This is a genomic window from Geobacillus sp. JS12 (assembly GCF_001592395.1).
GTDB lineage: Bacteria > Bacillota > Bacilli > Bacillales > Anoxybacillaceae > Geobacillus > Geobacillus zalihae.
This window is the reverse complement of the sequence record NZ_CP014749.1, coordinates 1,151,501-1,169,148: the sequence shown is the minus strand read 5'-3', so window position 1 is coordinate 1,169,148 and position 17,648 is coordinate 1,151,501. Positions and strand designations below refer to the sequence as shown.

General features: G+C 54.0%; 16 protein-coding genes and 3 pseudogenes. 6 read left to right on the top strand and 13 right to left on the bottom strand.

From position 1 onward, the window contains the following. Positions 1-106: 106 nt before the first annotated feature. Together A0V43_RS05770 and A0V43_RS05765 are read right to left on the bottom strand one after the other, a co-directional pair. Positions 107-1,549 (bottom strand): PH domain-containing protein, encoded by a 1,443-nt coding sequence (locus A0V43_RS05770; RefSeq protein ID WP_063192607.1) that lies wholly within the window; start codon positions 1,547-1,549, stop codon positions 107-109. Further along, positions 1,539-2,021 carry a PH domain-containing protein gene (locus A0V43_RS05765; RefSeq protein ID WP_063192606.1) on the bottom strand — a complete coding sequence of 161 codons (483 nt, stop codon included), beginning with the start codon at positions 2,019-2,021 and terminating at the stop codon, positions 1,539-1,541. The genes A0V43_RS05770 and A0V43_RS05765 overlap by 11 nt, the downstream gene beginning before the upstream one ends. Before the next feature lie 197 nt (positions 2,022-2,218). Here A0V43_RS05765 and A0V43_RS05760 point away from each other — a divergent pair. Continuing rightward, a pseudogene (locus A0V43_RS05760) lies at positions 2,219-3,581 on the top strand (amino acid permease). Positions 3,582-3,632: 51 nt separating this feature from the next. On the opposite strand, the gene A0V43_RS05755 reads toward A0V43_RS05760, so the two are convergent. From A0V43_RS05755 to A0V43_RS20985, 6 genes are all read right to left on the bottom strand, one after another. Then, the gene (locus A0V43_RS05755; protein WP_236930948.1) at positions 3,633-3,821 is read right to left on the bottom strand and encodes a hypothetical protein; all 189 of its coding nucleotides are present in this window, start codon (positions 3,819-3,821) and stop codon (positions 3,633-3,635) included. A gap of 177 nt (positions 3,822-3,998) precedes the next feature. After that, positions 3,999-4,565, bottom strand: a complete 567-nt coding sequence (locus A0V43_RS05750; protein ID WP_063192605.1) for a YdhK family protein — start codon at positions 4,563-4,565, stop codon at positions 3,999-4,001. Between the two features lie 191 nt (positions 4,566-4,756). Continuing rightward, positions 4,757-5,314, bottom strand: coding sequence for a TVP38/TMEM64 family protein (locus tag A0V43_RS05745; RefSeq protein WP_063193817.1), 558 nt, complete (start codon positions 5,312-5,314; stop codon positions 4,757-4,759). 31 nt (positions 5,315-5,345) lie between these two features. Then, positions 5,346-6,026, bottom strand: coding sequence for a response regulator transcription factor (locus tag A0V43_RS05740; RefSeq protein WP_011231185.1), 681 nt, complete (start codon positions 6,024-6,026; stop codon positions 5,346-5,348). A gap of 2 nt (positions 6,027-6,028) precedes the next feature. Beyond that, complete coding sequence (locus A0V43_RS20990) at positions 6,029-6,778, bottom strand: sensor histidine kinase (RefSeq protein ID WP_442899711.1); 750 nt, start codon at positions 6,776-6,778, stop codon at positions 6,029-6,031. Beyond that, the gene (locus tag A0V43_RS20985) at positions 6,775-7,401 is read right to left on the bottom strand and encodes a hypothetical protein (RefSeq protein WP_442899710.1); all 627 of its coding nucleotides are present in this window, start codon (positions 7,399-7,401) and stop codon (positions 6,775-6,777) included. The genes A0V43_RS20990 and A0V43_RS20985 overlap by 4 nt, the downstream gene beginning before the upstream one ends. A 215-nt stretch (positions 7,402-7,616) precedes the next feature. Between A0V43_RS20985 and A0V43_RS05730 the strand changes: the two genes are divergently transcribed. From A0V43_RS05730 to A0V43_RS05720, 3 genes are all read left to right on the top strand, one after another. Beyond that, positions 7,617-9,710 carry a DNA topoisomerase III gene (locus A0V43_RS05730; RefSeq protein WP_063192604.1) on the top strand — a complete coding sequence of 698 codons (2,094 nt, stop codon included), beginning with the start codon at positions 7,617-7,619 and terminating at the stop codon, positions 9,708-9,710. A gap of 120 nt (positions 9,711-9,830) precedes the next feature. Continuing rightward, complete coding sequence (locus A0V43_RS05725) at positions 9,831-10,028, top strand: hypothetical protein (RefSeq protein ID WP_011231182.1); 198 nt, start codon at positions 9,831-9,833, stop codon at positions 10,026-10,028. Beyond that, positions 10,028-10,855 (top strand): serine/threonine protein kinase, encoded by an 828-nt coding sequence (locus tag A0V43_RS05720; protein ID WP_063192603.1) that lies wholly within the window; start codon positions 10,028-10,030, stop codon positions 10,853-10,855. Before A0V43_RS05725 ends, A0V43_RS05720 begins: the two co-directional genes overlap by 1 nt. Before the next feature lie 149 nt (positions 10,856-11,004). Here A0V43_RS05720 and A0V43_RS05715 read toward each other — a convergent pair whose 3' ends face one another. From A0V43_RS05715 to A0V43_RS05705, 3 genes and pseudogenes are all read right to left on the bottom strand, one after another. Beyond that, positions 11,005-11,784 (bottom strand): enoyl-CoA hydratase/isomerase family protein, encoded by a 780-nt coding sequence (locus tag A0V43_RS05715; protein ID WP_063192602.1) that lies wholly within the window; start codon positions 11,782-11,784, stop codon positions 11,005-11,007. Between the two features lie 39 nt (positions 11,785-11,823). Beyond that, positions 11,824-12,593, bottom strand: a pseudogene (locus A0V43_RS05710) (SDR family NAD(P)-dependent oxidoreductase). Positions 12,594-12,667: 74 nt separating this feature from the next. After that, positions 12,668-13,420, bottom strand: a complete 753-nt coding sequence (locus tag A0V43_RS05705; RefSeq protein ID WP_063192601.1) for an SDR family NAD(P)-dependent oxidoreductase — start codon at positions 13,418-13,420, stop codon at positions 12,668-12,670. Between the two features lie 349 nt (positions 13,421-13,769). On the opposite strand from A0V43_RS05705, the gene A0V43_RS05695 reads away from it, so the two are divergent. Both A0V43_RS05695 and A0V43_RS05690 read left to right on the top strand, forming a co-directional pair. Next, on the top strand, positions 13,770-13,967 hold the full coding sequence (locus A0V43_RS05695; RefSeq protein WP_020753944.1) for a hypothetical protein: 198 nt from the start codon (positions 13,770-13,772) through the stop codon (positions 13,965-13,967). Positions 13,968-14,268: 301 nt separating this feature from the next. Beyond that, positions 14,269-15,420 carry a Ger(x)C family spore germination protein gene (locus A0V43_RS05690; protein ID WP_063192599.1) on the top strand — a complete coding sequence of 384 codons (1,152 nt, stop codon included), beginning with the start codon at positions 14,269-14,271 and terminating at the stop codon, positions 15,418-15,420. Positions 15,421-15,510: 90 nt separating this feature from the next. Here the strand turns inward: A0V43_RS05690 and A0V43_RS05685 are convergent, their stop codons facing one another. Together A0V43_RS05685 and A0V43_RS05680 are read right to left on the bottom strand one after the other, a co-directional pair. After that, positions 15,511-16,293 (bottom strand): ABC transporter ATP-binding protein, encoded by a 783-nt coding sequence (locus A0V43_RS05685; RefSeq protein ID WP_063192598.1) that lies wholly within the window; start codon positions 16,291-16,293, stop codon positions 15,511-15,513. Further along, a pseudogene (locus A0V43_RS05680) lies at positions 16,290-17,416 on the bottom strand (nitric oxide synthase oxygenase). The gene A0V43_RS05685 and the pseudogene A0V43_RS05680 overlap by 4 nt, the downstream one beginning before the upstream one ends. Positions 17,417-17,648 lie beyond the last annotated feature (232 nt).

Below are 17,648 nucleotides of genomic sequence, written 5' to 3'. Positions count from 1 at the left end.
TGCGGCATCACGGAATGTTCGCAGATTTCATCTGTCGAACACGTTTTGCACCCCAGCGGCAACATGAGCCCAAACGCAAGGATGATCCCATGAAAAGAGGCTCTCATCATGTTTGCTTCCTCCTTTTCCCTTGCAGCCAGCGGTAGACCGAAGCCGCATCTGCTTCATCCACATCCACGACGCGGACGCGGGTGCCAAGCGGCATGACGGCAATGGAAATGGTCGCCAGCCGTTTTCGCTTTTGCCACCACGTCGCTGATGTTTCAAGTGATTGAACGTGACGTTTCAAGACATACGTCGTCGTTTGCCGAAACCATCCGCTTCGAAGCGCCAGCTGCTTCGACGAAAGCGCCCATCCCGCGATTTGAAAGCGGCGGATGCCGATCCATGCCCCGAGCGGCAACACCACCAACACAGCCGCCCCCCATGGACGTTCGATATATGCCGCCAAGATGGCGGGAATCACGATCCAAACAAGCGGACGAAGCATGTAGCGGCGCTTCGCGCGCTTGGGCAATGGAGAAAAAGGAACGCCGAGATCGTACTCGGGCAAACAAGCTTGAATGATCGACGCAACTCTCCTCTTTTCGACAAACGGACAAAGAACAACATCCCCTGCTCCGCCGCCATCGAGCCTCCCACCGGCATGAATCAAGGACACAGAGGCGTACCCAAACAAACGGCGCAGCCAATTCTCATGAATCACGACACCTTGGACGCGGGCAACTGGGACGGACACCGCTTTTCGTTCCAGCCATCCGCGGGCAATGACAATCGTGTCTTCTTGTTTCCGCACGACAAACGAAGCGTACCGGATCATGTTTTGTACGATAGCTACTCCATAAGCGGCCAAGAGAAGCGACAAGATGAATAGGGCAATAAGCAATCCTCCATGTCCGTTCCATGTCGACTGAAGATCACGGATGAGCGCCTCATATGGAATGAAGTCGCCTAATTGTGACAAAAACGCACATAACGCGGCAACCACGCCAAGCGTGCCGCCGCTTGTCAACGAAGCCATCCATACTTCTTTCATCGATAAGGTAAACAGAGCAGGATGTGGGCGGTTCGCGGATGGTTCCGGATGGGCGGCGTTTTCCGCCTTGTTTTTCGCCTGTTCCACGCATCGTTGCAGGCGGCGGGCTTCTTCCTTTGATATGGCCCGAAGCGTCACTTCTGCTTCACCGAGGGCATCGCCCGCCGCCTCAACATGTACTTGAACCACTCCCGCCATCCGTTGCCATATGCCCTCTGTCACCGAAATCCCATGGATGCGCTCGAACGGAATCGAACGTCTTTTGCGGACAAACACGCCTTCTTCCACGAGCAAGCGGTCTTCATCCCAAGCGTACGTAAAGCGGATCCAAGAAAGAACACCCATCACCACCGTGTATACGACAGCCGCCAGCGGCACGATGAAATCCCTCCAAGAGAAGCGGTTGCGGCTGCCAGCCACCATGATCACAAGGAGCGGAACGACCATATTTTTCAGCTCTTTTCCGACTCCCGCCATAATCGCAACAGGATGAAGGCGGCGTCTAGGCGTCATCGTCATCCGCCACCTTCGCCCACTCGGCAATCAAGCGGCAAAGCTGCTCCGCTTCTTCCATCGGAAGAGCGGGAATTTCATGGGCAGCCGCCGCTGTGAACACCGCGATGGAAGCCAACCCGTACCGCTTGAGAAGCGGACCTTGTCGCACATCGACGTACTGAACGCGAGCCATCGGGATCAAAGTCCGTCTCGTGGACCAGACTCCTCGCTGAATGTCAATCTCTTCTTCGCGAATGTCATAGCGCCAACGTCTTTGGCGCAACGGCGGGAGCCAGACGACCCATACAATGGCTTGCACCATCCAAACGCCGGCCAACACTATCAATAGCCAAGGAGGAGCATGGAACTGCGAGAGCAGCCATATGATTCCCCCGATCGCCACACCGGAAGCCAATGCCCCAAGCGCCCCCGTGAGACGCCACACGGTGACCGCTTTTGATGAAATGGGTTTGCCTCTATGAGGAAGCATTCTCTTAATCTCCTTTTTGCACATCATTTCTATTTCCAGTATAACGAAACATTTCCATGTTGGCGATGCCTTTTTTCGACAATCGTTGACAGAACGACCAAACTATTATATTCTGAAACTATCTTTTTTGCTTAACCGCATAAAAGCGAAAAAGCACATCTATGAATCAACATCAGAACAGAAAGGTTGTTGTCAACATGGAACAATCCCGTCCCAGCTGCAAAAAGGACTATTGCCCCGCCACGTTCAGCTGATCGCGTTAGGAGGGATGATCGGCACCGGCATTTTTAAAGGAAGCGCCGAGGCCATTCATATCGCCGGACCAAGCGTCGTGCTCACGTACTTGATCGGCGGCGTGCTGTTGTTTTGGATTATGGCTGCACTGGCCGAGATGGCGATCGCGTATCCGGGTTCGAACGTTCAACATTTGATCCGCCGGGCGTTTGGCTTTCGCCTGTCATGGATCGTCGGCTGGCTGTATTGGATCAATTGGACGTTGGTCACTGTTGTCGAACTGCTGGCTGCCGGAAGTTTCCTGAGCTATTGGTTTCCGTCTGCGCCGTTATGGCTGCTTGCCCTCCTATGCGCGTGTCTGATCATGGGGTTGAATCTTTTCCCTGTGAAGTATTACGGGGAAGCGGAATTTTGGCTGGCCGGCCTGAAAGTGGCGGCGCTAGTGGTGTTTATCGTGCTCGGGGCGGGCGTATGGGCTGGCGTGATCCAAGCGGCATAAGCGGCTCGTTTCCGTCTGCCGGCGACGGCGGATGGTTTCCGCACGGGTTTGCCGGAACGCTCAGCGCCTTGCTTATCGTGATGTTTTCCTATGGCGGAGCGGAGCTGATCGGGGTGGCGGTGACGGAGATGAAAGACGCCGAGCAGGTGCTGCCGCGCGTCATTCGCACCACAATCTGGCGGGTTGTCGGCTTTTATCTTTTGCCAATGGCCATCATTTGCGGCATTATGCCATGGAACACCGTTTCGGAAACGAACAGTCCCTTTGTCCAAGTGTTGGAAGCGATCGGGTTGCCCGGCGCGGCCCATGTCATGAACGCGGTGTTGCTCATTGCCGTCTTATCGGCGGCCAATACAGGCGTCTATGCGACTTCTCGACTGCTTTACACCATGGCTGAACAAGGAGAAGCAAGCCGCCGCTTGCAGCGGACGACGAAACACGGGGTTCCGCTGTACGGGATGGGCATGGTCGCCATCTGCATCGCCGCTGGCGTGATCGGCGCCTACTTGGCGCCCGGGCGGATCATCGGGGAATTGATGACGATTCCTGGGTTTACCGTGCTCATCGTTTGGATGATGATCGGCGCCGCTCAGCTGAAGCTGCGGCCGCACTACAAAACGAAGCCGTTTTTCCGAACGAAAGGGTTTCCGTACACAACGATGGCGGCGGTCGGGGCGCTCGGGGCGATTTGGCTTGGCTTTTTGCTTCAAAGAGAGCATCGAATCGGTTCGCTTCTCTGCGTGGCCGTCTTGGTTCTCTTATTCATCTATTCCACTGTCAAAGAAAAGCAGCATCAAGCAACAAAAGCGCCCGGGCGAACGGCGTAACCAAACCGCCTCTTTTCGCCCGGGCGACAGCTAGAGACGGGCGTCCTTTCATCATAGACGGCGCCCGTCTTCCTTTTTTCGTGTCCAACCGTTCCCACGATATTCGTCCCATGCCCGCCAGGCCATGATCGCCATGCCGAGCGCGAGAATCAGCGCCTGTCCGTCCATCCGGTGTTCCGTCCATAAGTGATGCCCTGCCGCTCCGATGCCGTAAAGCACCCAAACCACTGAAAACCACATAACTCCCAACCAAAATCTCCGCATCGTTTCTCCCTTTCTTTCTCCCGTTTTGAAAAAATAGGGGATTTTCGTATAATTATACCACAATTTTCACAAATGAGCCGAAAAAAACAAGCCATTCCCCTATGCTCCAAGGGAAATGGCTGCGCGTTTTGCGGAAACACCGATGATGATTCGTTAGTTGGCCGGCGACAGCTCGTCTTCGGTCACCCATTTGTGGTTGGTCACTTTTTGACCAGTTTCCGTATCGATGTAATCGACCATATACACCGTCGTTTGTTTCGCCGAATCAATGACTGCTTTGGCCCCTTTCATCCCTTCCATGTGATCGGCATTCAAGACGACTTCATCGCCCGGCTGGAACGGTTTGTCTCCGGCGTTTTCGATTTCTTCGTGAATGACCCATTTATGGTTTTTCACTGGGTCCCCGCCTGTAGTTGGGGTGTATGTGACCGTATAGACGATCGTGTCAAAGGCACCGGTGACAGTCGCCTTGGCTCCATCCATTCCCGGCATATGGTCGGCATGGATGATGACTTGGCTTCCAACCGGATACTTTGGTTGTTTCGCCTCCTTCAATCCAGCCGGAACCTCTTTGGAACCCGAGTGATTCATTCCTTCATGCCCGGTGTGAGAAGCTGTATGTTCCTTTGGCGCTTTGTTGTCGTTGGCACCGGTGCAGGCCGATAACAAGAGCGCTGCCATAACTGAAGTTGTGCCTAACAACATTTTCAAGTTTTTCATCGTTTTCACCCTCCTTGCCTTGTTAGCATACCGGACATTTGTGCAGATTTTGTGGAGAAACCGCTTTTGTTTCCATTCCTCGCCATCGCGGCGGGCGCACAAGTCGTGACGATCATGCCGACGGCGTCCGGCCATTTGCCGCTAAAGGCCGTATGGCGCCTAGGCTGAACTCCCTTTTGGGCGGGGCTGTTTCACCCCGCTGCTTTTTGCCCTATCTTTCGCCAGACGAACCACAAAAGAACGATCGATGCAACAGCGAGCATCAGTTTACCCGGCCAGGCGGCCTCGAGGAATTGATGGACGGCATACGCTTCCATCCATAAAGCTGGGAGCTTGCCAAGCGAACTCGCCGCCGCAAACACGAGAAGAGACGTGCGGCCGATGGCGGCAACAAACGTCACCGCGCCTGATGGCACAAACGGCAACAGTCGAAGCGCGAAAATGAGCCCAAACGCCTCCTTGCCACTTGCATGAAGCAACGGCTTCACCTTGGGATGGGAAAGCCATGTCGTCTCGCTCCATCGGCGAAGTCCTTTTCGATACAAGACAAACGAGACGACCGCTCCGAGCGCCTCGCCGGCAAACGACACCCAAAAACCGGGCCAAAATCCGAAAACGGTCAAATTGGCGGCAGTCAAAAAGGCGCTTGGTACGACCCCGAGCACGCTGATCGCCACATTGCAATCTAGACTCAAGAAGTACGCCGTTCCGCCGTATGCTTGAAAGAACTCAATCATCCGTTCTTCCATTTGGCCCAAACGCCTCTCTTTCCGAAAATGGTTATGACTTGCGCCCTTCCCATTTGTAGCCGACGCCCCAGACCGTCTGCAAATATTCGTCCGCTGGGAACCCCGCTTTCCGCAATTTTTCGCGGATGTTTTTCATGTGGGAATCAACGGTCCTCTCTTCCGTATCAGCGAGATAGCCCCATAGCGATGCGATGATTTGCCCGCGGCTGAACACCTGATTCGGGTGCTTTAACAGCAGCCCCAAAATGGCAAATTCTTTCGGCGTCAACGCAATCGGCTTATCTTCGTAGCGGACCGTATGTTCCTCTTCGTCCCATACAAGCCCGGCCGCGCGAATGGCGGAACGACCGCCGGCTGTACGGCGCAGCACCGCTTCAATGCGAGCAAGCAGTTCCGCCTCGTCAAACGGTTTCGTCACATAATCGTCCGCTCCGATTTTCAATCCTTGGACAATATCCGCCGTCTCATCGCGAGCGGTGACCATCATGATCGGCACATTCGAAAACGAACGGATGCGGCGGCACGTTTCCCATCCGTCGAGTTCTGGCATCATGACATCAAGCAGCACCAAATCGGCGTGATGGCGCCGCAAATAGTCAATGGCTTCCGCCCCTGAACGCCGTTTCACGCAGCGGTAGCCGTTCGGCGCTAAATACAATTCCAATAAATCAAGCATCCGCTCTTCATCATCAACCAACAGCAAGGTATACATCGTTATCCCTCCGGCAGCGTAATGAGGATGGTCGTTCCTTTTCCTTGTTCGCTTCGAGCAGCGATCGTTCCCCCGTGCGCCTCGACGATTTCTTTGGCAATCGCCAAACCGAGTCCGGTCCCGCCGCTTGTCCGCGACCGCGATTTGTCAACCCGGTAAAACCGCTCGAAAATCCGGGGCACATCTTCCGGCGGAATGCCGGTTCCTTCATCGGACACGGCAATGACGATTCCTTGCTTTTGAAGGTGAACGGCGACGGCCACCGTCGTGCCGGAAAACGCGTACTTTCGTGCATTGTCAAGCACGTTGATCATCACTTGCTCGAACCGCTGCCGATCGATCGCGGCCATGACCGAACCAGGGCACTGGCACACAAGCGACAGCGATTTTTCCTGAAACGCGGGGCGCAGTTTTTCACACAATTTTGTCAAAAACGAACAAAGATTCGTCGGCTGCTTTTCAATCTGGAACGAGTGTTGCTCCAGTTTGGCTAATTCAAACAAATCTTTGACCATCTTTTCGATCTTTTCCGCTTCTTCGTAAATGATCGCCATATAGTTCGCCCGTTGCTCCTCAGACAGATGCGGACGCCTAGCAATGTCGGCGTATCCTTTCACATACGTCAGCGGCGTGCGCAATTCATGAGAGATGCTCGCTAAAAATTCGCTCCGCTCTTGTTTCAAATACGCCAAATCGTTGGCCAGCGTTTGAATCGCTCTCCCGAGTTGCGCCAGCTCGTCGTTGCCTTTCATCTCGAGGCGGACGGAAAAATCCCCCGGCTGAGCGCCTCGGTCGCCTGTTTCATGCGAAGGAGCGGCATCGTGATGGCGCGGGAGAAAAAGGCGATGGTCAACACGGTGATCGCCACCGACAGCACGCCAACGACGATAAAATGATGCTTCAGTTTATACACCATCGTCCGGATCGAGCGGGTGTCTTGAAACATATACACATATCCTCTTGTTTCACCCCTGATTTGAATCGGGCTGACGGCAGCGATATGCGACGCCCGCTTCCAGTCGGTTTCAACCATCATTCCCCGGCGGGGAATATGGCGGCCGTTCGTTAAAGGAATGATGCGCTTGGCAAACGGAACAATGCCGCTAGACGCCGATACAATCCGGCGCCGGGCGTCCGTAATGGCGACATCGGTTTCCGCCTCCGATTCCATCATCACAACATGCGCCAATGTCGTTCGATCGTTATTTTTCTCCAAGACGTTGCGGTGGCTGTTTCCCCGCGCCAGAAGTTGCGCGAATTCTTCCTCGATGCGCGCATGGACGAGCGTAGCATAGAGGGAAACGAACAGCACCATTTCAATGGCCAAGACAAAGGCAAAAAACAGCATTCCGAGTTTCCATGACAGTTTTCGCACGGATTCCTCTCCTCATCCATCAAGCCCGAGTGTCGTTTCAATTTTACTATTTTATTTGACAAATGTGCAGAAAGTGTGGAGATGCGGCTTTGCGCCGCGCCAAGGCGTCTTGTCCTGCCAAGGAGACAAACCTTGGCGGATGCGTCTTTTTCCTTCTTCCTTTATACTAAGAAGCAGACTGTGCTCATGTAGAGACGACAGAAAGGGGTTTATCGATGAAATCGCTCGTGTTAGCGGAAAAGCCGAGCGTCGCTCGCGACATCGCCCGCGTGCTCGGCTGCAAGCAAGCGCATAAACATTATTTTGAAGGAAAGCAGCACATTGTCACCTGGGCGCTCGGCCATTTAGTGGAGCTGAAGATGCCGGAAGACTACGACCGGAAATATGAAACATGGCGGCTGGAGGACTTGCCGATCATCCCAAAGAAAATGGGGTTGAAAGTCATCCGGCAAACGAGCCACCAGTTTCGCGCCATTGAACGGTTGGCGAAACGGCCGGATGTGAAAGATGTCATCATCGCGACCGACGCGGGCCGCGAGGGGGAACTGGTGGCGCGCTGGATTTTAGAGATGATCGGTTGGACGAAGCCGATTTGGCGGCTATGGATCTCCTCGCAAACCGACCGCGCCATCCGCGACGGCTTCCGCCAACTCAAGCCCGGGGCGCAGTTTGACCGGCTGTATCAATCGGCCGTCTGCCGCGCCGAAGCCGACTGGCTGATCGGGTTAAACGTCTCGCGCGCCTTGACAACCAAATACAACGATCCGCTTTCCGCCGGGCGGGTGCAGACGCCAACGCTCGCGATGATCATCGAGCGCGAACGCGAGATCCAATCGTTCGTTCCCGTGCCATATTGGACAATTCGGGCCAAGATCGGGTCCATCACAGCCGTATGGGAGCGGCATGGAGGACATCGTCTGTTTGACCAAGACGAAGCGAAGCAGCTGCTCGCCCGCCTTGACGGTCAGCCGGCGCGCGTCGTGTCCGTCAAGCGGAAACGAAAAAGCGAGCCCGCCCCGCTGCCGTATGATTTAACCGAACTGCAGCGGGATGCGAACAAGCGGTTTGGCTTTTCGGCGAAAAAGACGCTCTCGGTGTTGCAGCGGCTGTATGAACAACACAAACTCGTCACGTACCCGCGCACCGATTCGCGTTATTTGCCAAGCGATATGGAAGCGACGATGACCGAGCGGTTGTTGGCGATGAAATCCGGTTATGAGGACGTCATCGCTCCGCTCCTTGCCAAAGGCAAAGCCAAAGCAGCCAAGCGGGTATTTAACGATGACAAAGTGACCGATCATCACGCCATCGTTCCAACGGATGAGCGGCTCAACCTTAGCAGGCTGTCGACTGATGAGCGCAAGCTGTATGATCTCATCGCCCGTCGCTTTTTGGCGCTGTTTTTCCCGCCGTATGAATCCGAAACAACGACAGCTGTCTTTGACATCGGCGGCGAAATGTTTGTCGCCAAGGAGACGGCGGTTGTGAACTTCGGATTTAAAGCGGTTCTCGGCAAAGAAGAAACGGATGCCAAACCGACGTTGTCACACCTCGCAGAAGGTCAGACGCTCCCATCGGTGCAGCTTGAGAGGGAACAATCGTTCACCGAACCGCCTGCCCGTTATTCGGAAGCTGACTTGCTCGCGCAAATGGAAAAATACGGGCTCGGCACGCCAGCGACAAGGGCGGACATCATCGAACGGCTGGTCGAAACCGAAGTGGTCGAGCGAAAAGACGGACGGTTTTATCCGACGAAAAAAGGGAAACAGTTGATTGAGCTCGTCAATAAAGAGCTGAAATCGCCGGAATTGACCGCCTGCTGGGAGCGGGAGCTGGAGGCGATCGCCCGCGGAAAAGGAAATCCACAACAATTTTTGGCCAACATCCGCCGGCAAACGCAGCAACTCGTTGCCGAAATCAAGCAAAGCGAGCAGGTATACAAAGCGCCAAACCTCACGAATCTCACATGCCCAGAATGCGGTGCGCTTTTAAAAGAGCGGAAAACGAAAGACGGACGGATGCTTGTCTGCTCGAACTTAGCGTGCCGCTACCGCCGCCGGCGCGACCCGAAACTGTCGAACCACCGTTGCCCGCAATGCCACCGGCGTATGGAAATGCATGAAGGAAAAGCAGGACTTTATTTCCAATGCCGCCCGTGCAATATTGTCGAAAAAGCGGACGAGACCAAACGCATCGCCGCAAAAGGAAGCGAACGGGAGCTTCTCAAAAAATACAGCGCGTCGAACGAATCGTTTGGGGTCAGTTTAGGAGAGCTGCTCAAGCAGGCATTGAGCCAAAAAGAGGAATGAGACTACTGCACGGCGCTGGGGGCTAATGCCCCTGGCGGTTTCTTTTTCATCTTTGAATCTGAAACCTCCCTCTCATTGCCTCGTATATATAGATAAATCTATCGCAAAGGAGCGATCACGATGTTGAAAAAATGGCTAAAATCCCTTTTCGGCCATCCCCATCATCCGTCGCACTACCATAAACATTACAGCAGCAGCGACCACCATTATTACAACCCGACGTATCATTCGCACCACCACCCGTCCCAGTACGGGCATCATCACTACAAAAAGAAACATCATAGCGGCAGCTTCTTCTCAAGCTTTTTCGGCAGCTGATGAAACGGTTTTTTGAACGCCATCCGTTCGTTTCCTGCTGGGTTGATCGGCCGCATCGGGGCGGGAAGGTGCTTTTGGGCCGCTATGAAATCATCGAAGAGCTTGGGATGGGAAGCTACGGCATCGCCTACAAAGGGCGCGATCACCTGACAGGCCGTCTTGTCGTCATCAAACAAGCGCGGCGGACAAAAGGCGAAGACGGCCGCCGCTTGCTTCAGCGCGAAGCTGACGTGCTCGCCCGCCTGCGCCACCCGCAAATTCCGAGGCTGTATGATCGGTTTGTGGAGCGCGGACAGCCGCATCTCGTGATGGAGTATATCGACGGAGAAACGGTGGAAGACCAGATTTTCAAGCTGGAAGCCAAGTACACGGAACAAGAGGCGTTTCGATTGTTAAAGAAGGTGCTTGAGGTCGTCCGGCACGTCCATGCTTTCGGCATCGTCCACCGCGATTTGCGCATCCCGAACATCATTTGGCGCGATGGAACGGCGGCGATCATCGATTTCGGCTTGGCCTGCCGCATCGGCGAACCGGTGGATTTCCGCGATGACGACCCGCTTGAGAAGCGGCTGCGGCGCGAACCGCATCCACGAAGCGATTTCTATGCCCTTGGACACTTCACCTTGTTTTTATTGTATTCTGCCTATGAACCGACCAGTGACGAGGAAAAAAGCTGGGAAGAAGAGCTCGATTTATCGCCAAACGCTCGTCGGATCTTGCGGAAAATGCTGCAGCTGGATGCGCCGTATGATCATGTTGACGAGTTGATCGACGACGTGGATCAGTTGCTCGCAGAACCCATCCGGAATCAAGCAGGGGCGCTTTGACGCTTGATCGCACCGTTCCCCGACCAGCCACCCCTTTTCCCCATTTGGAAAGGGGGCTGTTTCATTTGAGGCGAAGTGAAAACAAAATACGCCCCGTTTCTCGCTGATGGAGAAACAGGGCGCAGCGCTCTTTTGGCACTGCCGCTCGCTTATTTTCCTTGGAACACCGGGCTCCGTTTCTCTTTAAACGCCGCCACCCCTTCGCGATGGTCTTCGGTTTCCACCATCAGCCCTTGAACGAGACGCTCTTCTTCGAGAATCTCCTCGAGTGTCGCGGTCAGGGCGTGCTCAATCAGCCGTTTTTGTTTTCCGATGGCTTTCGTGGGCCCGCACGCCAGCTTCGAGGCGAGCGATTCTGTCGCCTCGCGCAGTTTCTCAGCTGGGACGACCTCGCTTAGGAGGCCCAATTCATACAGGCGACGGGCTGGAATCGGATCGGCGGTGAAGAAAAACTGTTTCGCCAAATGCGGACCGACAAGCCGCGGGAGCCAATACGACCCGCCACCGTCGGAGACAAGGCCGACTTTGGCAAAGCTTAAAATGAATTGCGCATCATCCGCCGCAATGATCAAATCACACGCCAGCGCGAGGTTAAATCCCGCCCCGGCAGCGAATCCGTGCACCGCGGCCATGATCGGTTTTTCGCATCGTTGCATAGTCAGAATGAGCCGATTCAGTCGGCCGATATGCTCATACGCCTGCGAGGCGCTTGATTGCCCCATCGTTTTTACATCCCCGCCGGCGCAAAACGCCCGCCCAGCGCCGGATAAGACGATGGCGCGGACGGCATCATCCGCCGCGGCGCGTTCGATTTCATCCGTCAGTCCGGCAATCATCTCCGGGCTGAAGGCATTGAGCCGCTCCGGGCGATTCAGCGTCAACCATAATACAGAACCGGATTGTTCCACAAGCAAATGCGAGGTTTCCATATTCCTTTCCTCTCCTTTTCCATTTTGAACTTTTCCGTTTCATTTGATGAGCCATCCGCCATCGACCAACACATCAGAGCCGGTCATGTACGACGCTTCCGAGGAGGCAAGAAACGCAATGACGTTCGCAATTTCCTCAGGCGTCCCGACTCGGCCCAAGGCAGTGTTGCGCTCGATGGCTTTCACAAATCGCTCGTTTTGCAGTCCGCGCTCGGTAAGCGGCGTCTCGACAAAACCGGGCGAGACGGAATTGACGCGGATGCCATACGGCGCCAGCTCCAAAGCGAGCGATTTAGTCAAGTTGATGACCCCTGCTTTCGCCGCGCTGTAGTGCGGAATTTCCGCCCCGGCCTGATGGCCGGACAATGACGCTACGTTCACAATCGACCGATTGGCGCGCTCGCGTTTTGCCCCTTCGATCATCAGCGAAGCGAACGCCTGCGACACAAGAAACACGCTTTTGAGGTTGATGCGTTGGACGTCATCCCACTCTTGTTCCGTCAACTCAAGCCATCTCGCATGAGTGGAGATACCGGCGTTATTGACAAGCACATGCAAGTCGCCGTACCGCTGTCGGACATACTCGGCCAATGCTTGCACTTGTTCGCGGTCGGTGACATCCGCCGCAAACCGGTCAACGCCCCCGGCGTCCCGAGACGTGCGATTTCTTCTGCAGCCTCCTCCAGTTTCGCTGCTGTACGGCCGACAAGCACGACAGCGGCGCCTTCTTTCGCCAAACGGAGAGCCGCCGCCTTGCCGATGCCGCTGCCTCCTCCTGTGACCACGGCCACGGTATTCAAAAAACGCATCGTTTTCCTCTCCCCTCATTTCTGTTGCTAGCCTAGCGGTTAGGGCGTGCCCTTCTTTTTTCAAACTTCGGCCGCTAAAACGTCAGCCCGCCACCGTCAACCGATAATGTTGCGCCTGTGATAAACGACGCTTCATCGGACGCCAAAAACAACACCGCGTTTGCCACTTCCTCTGGCGTCCCGATGCGGCCGAGGGCGTTCGCCTTCGAGATGATCGGCCATTTGCGCTCATCTTGTTTCCACGGCGTGATGATGTTCGTATCAATGACCCCCGGCGCAATGGCGTTGACGCGAATGTTAAATTTCCCATATTCCAATGCGGCATTTTGAGTTAACAAAATGACACCTGCTTTTGATGCGTTGTAGGCGGCTTGATATTTTTTTCCCTTCAGCCCGAGCAGGCTGGCCGTGTTGACAATCGCCCCACCCCCGGATGCTTTCAGTGCCGGCACCGCGTATTTGATGCCAAGAAACACGCCCTTTAAGTTGACGTTAATGACCCGGTCCCACTCTTCTTCAGACAAGTCGGTGCTCCGCACTTCCGAATGGCCGATGCCGGCATTGTTGAAGAGAATATGGAGGCCGCCAAAGGCATCAACCGCCGTTTGGACAAGGCGGCTCACTTGCTTGGAATCGGCGACATCCGTCTGGACAAAAATCGCCTCCCCTCCTTTTTCCCGAATCAGGCGGACCGTTTCTTCCCCTCCTTCCTCATTAATGTCGCTCACCGCCACTTTGGCGCCTTCTTCCGCAAAGCGGATTGCCGTCTCCCGGCCGATGCCGCTCGCGCCGCCGGTGACAATCGCCGCTTTTCCGTTTAGCCTCATGATCTTCCCGCCTTTCGATTGGATTCTGAATCCGTTTTCAACAGATGATATACCAACCGGTTAGTATGTTTTTTCTTTTATTATACATCACATTTAGAATATTTTAAACATTTTTATTATCTCTCGCCGAGAAGACCCTGACATCCACGCGTGAACGTAAGTGGAGGATGAGTGGCCAAGCTTTATGAGAAAATCACGAACTGCCGGAACGATTTCCTGCACAAACGGTCCGCCCGTCTCATCCGCGAAAACCAAGTGGTGTGCGTGAAGAAGTGGACAGAAAAGGATGTAATTTCCATTTATACAGTCTCCATCAATGGCCATACTAAAAACATGGAGGTGTTGATCCATGAGAGAGCCTTGGGAAGAAACTGGCGCCGCTTCCAGCCTGCCGCGCTATACCCCAGGGATCGGCGTTCCTGATGAAATGAGCCCGATTCGCGACATCGCCCGCGGTTTTGAAAACGGTCGGCCGCCGGTGATCGAAGTGACGCCAGCTGACAGCCGCCAAGAGGCGGATGGCATCCATCTTCCGCCTGTTAACTGAGCCTTTTGAGCCGCTAGGAAATGAAACGCTCTCCCATCTAATACAAAGGCGCAAAGGTGGAAGAGTGTTGGATACACTTGCCCCACGACTATTTGCCAGCCTAGCCATCCCCATGCGTTCTACGGTTAGGCTGTTTTACTCTCAAAGACAGCAAATCCAGCCTTTCCTAACAGGATATTCTAGGCGGGGGCTCATCCCGATCATCTTTCTCCCACTTACGCTCATTCATGGAAGTTGGGGACCTTCTTGGTTCAAAATGATAAAATGGATCAATGTGAAAATGGGAGGAGGACCATTTCCTATGTACCTCCGTCTTGTTGCCGTGGGGCTGATGATGTTGTTGCTCAGCGGCTGTTGGGGAAACCGGAATATTGACCAAATCGTCTATATTCACTCAATCGGCATTGACTATGATCATCGCCAATTCGTCTTGTACGTACAGCTCATCAACTTCAGCGGATTGGCAAAAGCAGAGTATGGCGGAGGAAGGCAGACCGAAACCGTGGTCATTGGACGGTCAGCAGGAGAAACACCCGAAATCGCCGCGCATGAACTTTACACGTCCATCCAGCAAATGGTCTCGTGGGGACACGTCAAAAGCATCGTGTTTACGAAACGGGCGCTGAAAAAGGAAGTGGTGCGAGGAGTCATCGATTTATTAACGAGGTATCATGAGATCCGCCACACCATTTGGGTTTACGCGACCGACGCTCCTTTGAGCGATTTGTTTCAAGCGACTCCATTATTGCATGCTTCTTCGTACTTTTCCATGCTGGCGAATCCTGAAGAACTATTCAGGCAAAGCTCCTTTATTCGCCCGCTTCGATTTAACCGTCTGATTGCGATCAGTGATGAACGTAGCGCAACGCTTCGAATTCCGTATATTACCCTTGACCCTGCTAGTTGGACAGAAGATACGAAAAAAAAGAAAATGCTGTCCCTTAGCGGTGTGTGCTTTTTGCATGATTACGAACTACAACAATGCACGGACCGTGAGAAGCTGTTAGGCGTTCGTTGGACAGAACGGGATGTGATCCGAACGCCCATTTACGTGAAAGAAGGACGGCAAACGGTTGCCTCTCTTGTCGTTCGTCATCCAAAAGCGAAATGGTCGGTCCTTTCGACCAAAGATGGTCCTGCGTTTCAGTTGACCATCCAAGCTCAAGGAAGTCTGATCGAGCTGCGCCGGCCGCTGTCAAGAGAACAGCTGGCTAAGCTGACGGCGCGAACGGTGAAACAGGAAATCCAACAAGCCTATGAATGGGGAGTCAATCGAAACATTGACGTGCTGAATGTATCAGACCAATTATACCGCAGCAACGTTCATAAATGGAGACAATGGGAACAAAACGGCATCATCCCATTGAAAACGAATACCATTCGAAACATTTCCGTCCATCTTTCCATCGGCTCTTCCGGCAAGGAAAAACTGGATTATCGTGCAGGCGGCTAGATGGTTGTGACATGCTTTTGCGCGTTTTTACGGTTGGAAGGGCTCCCGGTATGGTTTTCGTACCTTAGGGAGCCGGTAGTCCATCTGTCTTCAACGTCCAATCGACACCCACGGCCGGCCATCTTCCCAATGAACGCGGATCGGAAGGCGAAACGCTTCTGAAAGCCGCTCGTCGGTTAACACTTCCTCTTTTTGGCCAGCCGCAAGGATGCGCCCGTCTTGCAAAAGCAAGACATGGGTAATGGAGTCGACGATTTCTTCGATATAATGGGTGACGTATAAGAGATGGCACGGCTGAGTGACGATCTGTCCGATCAATGCTAAAATTTCTTCGCGGGCCAATAAGTCAAGGCCGACCGTCGGCTCGTCCAAAATGAGCAGCTTCGGATTCGCCATCAACGCTCGGGCGATCAACGTTTTCCGTTTTTCCCCCTGCGACAGCGTCGCGTATCGCTTCCCTTTCACCGCTTGCAGGCGGAACGATTCCATCAATGCCTCCGCTTGATCCCGGTCCTCGCGGGTTACCGCATCATACAGGCCAATCGTCGCAAACTTGCCGCTGATGATGACATCTTCAACCGTCTCGGTTTGCAGCGTGTCGTGAAACTGATCGAGCGCGCTGCTGACAAATCCGATGTGCCGGCGCATCTCCGGCAAACTCGCTTGCCCAAACCGATACCTCAACACCTCGACCTCACCGCGCGTCGGGTACTGATAGCCAGTGACGATATTGAGAAGCGATGTTTTCCCGGAGCCGTTTAGTCCAAGAATCGCCCATTGCTCGCCTTCTTTTACTTCCCAGTTTATATCGCGCAAAATCGTGCGCTCTCCTCTTGCCCATGACACATCGCGCATGCGGATGATGACGGTCATTGTTCCCCTCCCCTTTGTGGTTCGTATGGACGGTCCTGATAGAAAAAGTTGGGCAGCATCATCGCGTTGTCATACGACCGATGAAAAATGTGGGTTGTCGCCGGAGAAAGAGGCGGAATCAGCCATGTCCAATCGCCGGTGACATGGCGGCCGGCTGCTTTCTCTTGCTGTTCAAACAACTGAAATTGGCGCGCGGCGGTATGATGGTCCACGATGCTGACGCCCGCCTTTTTGTAGGAATACAAAACCGCGATATTCAATTCGACCAACGCCTTGTCTTTCCATAATGATGCGTTGGAGGTGGTGTCAAGCCCCATGCAAGAGGCCACTTTTGGAAGCATGTTGTAGCGATAGTCGTCCGCCAAGTTGCGGGCTCCAATCTCCGTACCCATGTACCACCCGTTAAACGGTGCTGCCATATAACGAATGCCGCCGATTTCGAGGCACATATCGGAAATAATCGGGACCGCGTACCATTTTACCTGCAGATCGCGAAACCACGGAAACGCCGGATGTTCAATCGGCACCTCAAGCACCAATTCTTTAGGGATCGGCGTCCAAACAGGCTTCTGGCCGCCTACCTGGATCACCAAGGGCAACACGTCAAAAGGCGTTTTCTCCCCTTCCACCCAAGCTGTTCACAGGCGCGGGTGAACGTGAGGGAGGAGGAGTCGCCAATGATCCCTTCTTCGGTTTCATAACCGGCATAACGAATCAGTTGATGATTCCAAATGCGCACTTCCCCATTGGGACGGAAGATCGTGATCGTCGGCCGGATTTTCCCGCCATTGGTCGCAAACTCAATATGATGGAATAGATAAGAAAAAACCTCGTCTACGGTAACCGCCTCTCTCGCATCGATGACATGGAGCGATTGCCAAAACAAGCGGCCGATGCAGCGGTTGCTGTGGCGCCAAGCCATCTTCGCCCCGTAGCTGATCTCTTCATACGTATGGCGGTATGTTCCGGTTTGTTCCACTTCCCGACGGATTTCATTCACCCGCCGCTTTATTTCTTGCTCACTTTTCCCAAGCTCCCGATAGCTGGCCATGATAAACTGTTCTGCTTTTATCATCAACTGCTCATCGTGCTGTCTGAGCTTATCGCTCTCGATCATTACCATATATGCTTCTTTTTCCTCCACTTCCCCGTCATTCCAATTCCAATCAAGAGGCAAATTCCCCCGACCCACCACATTTGCTCGATAAACATCGAAATCGCCAAAAAAAGGAACGCAACACCAAGCAGTCGACGGATCGACACAATTCTCTCCCCTTTTCCCCGCCATTGGTTCACTCATCTCGCAAAACGAGAAGCATGCATCCTACGGGGCCATTGAACAGGAAGCAACGCTC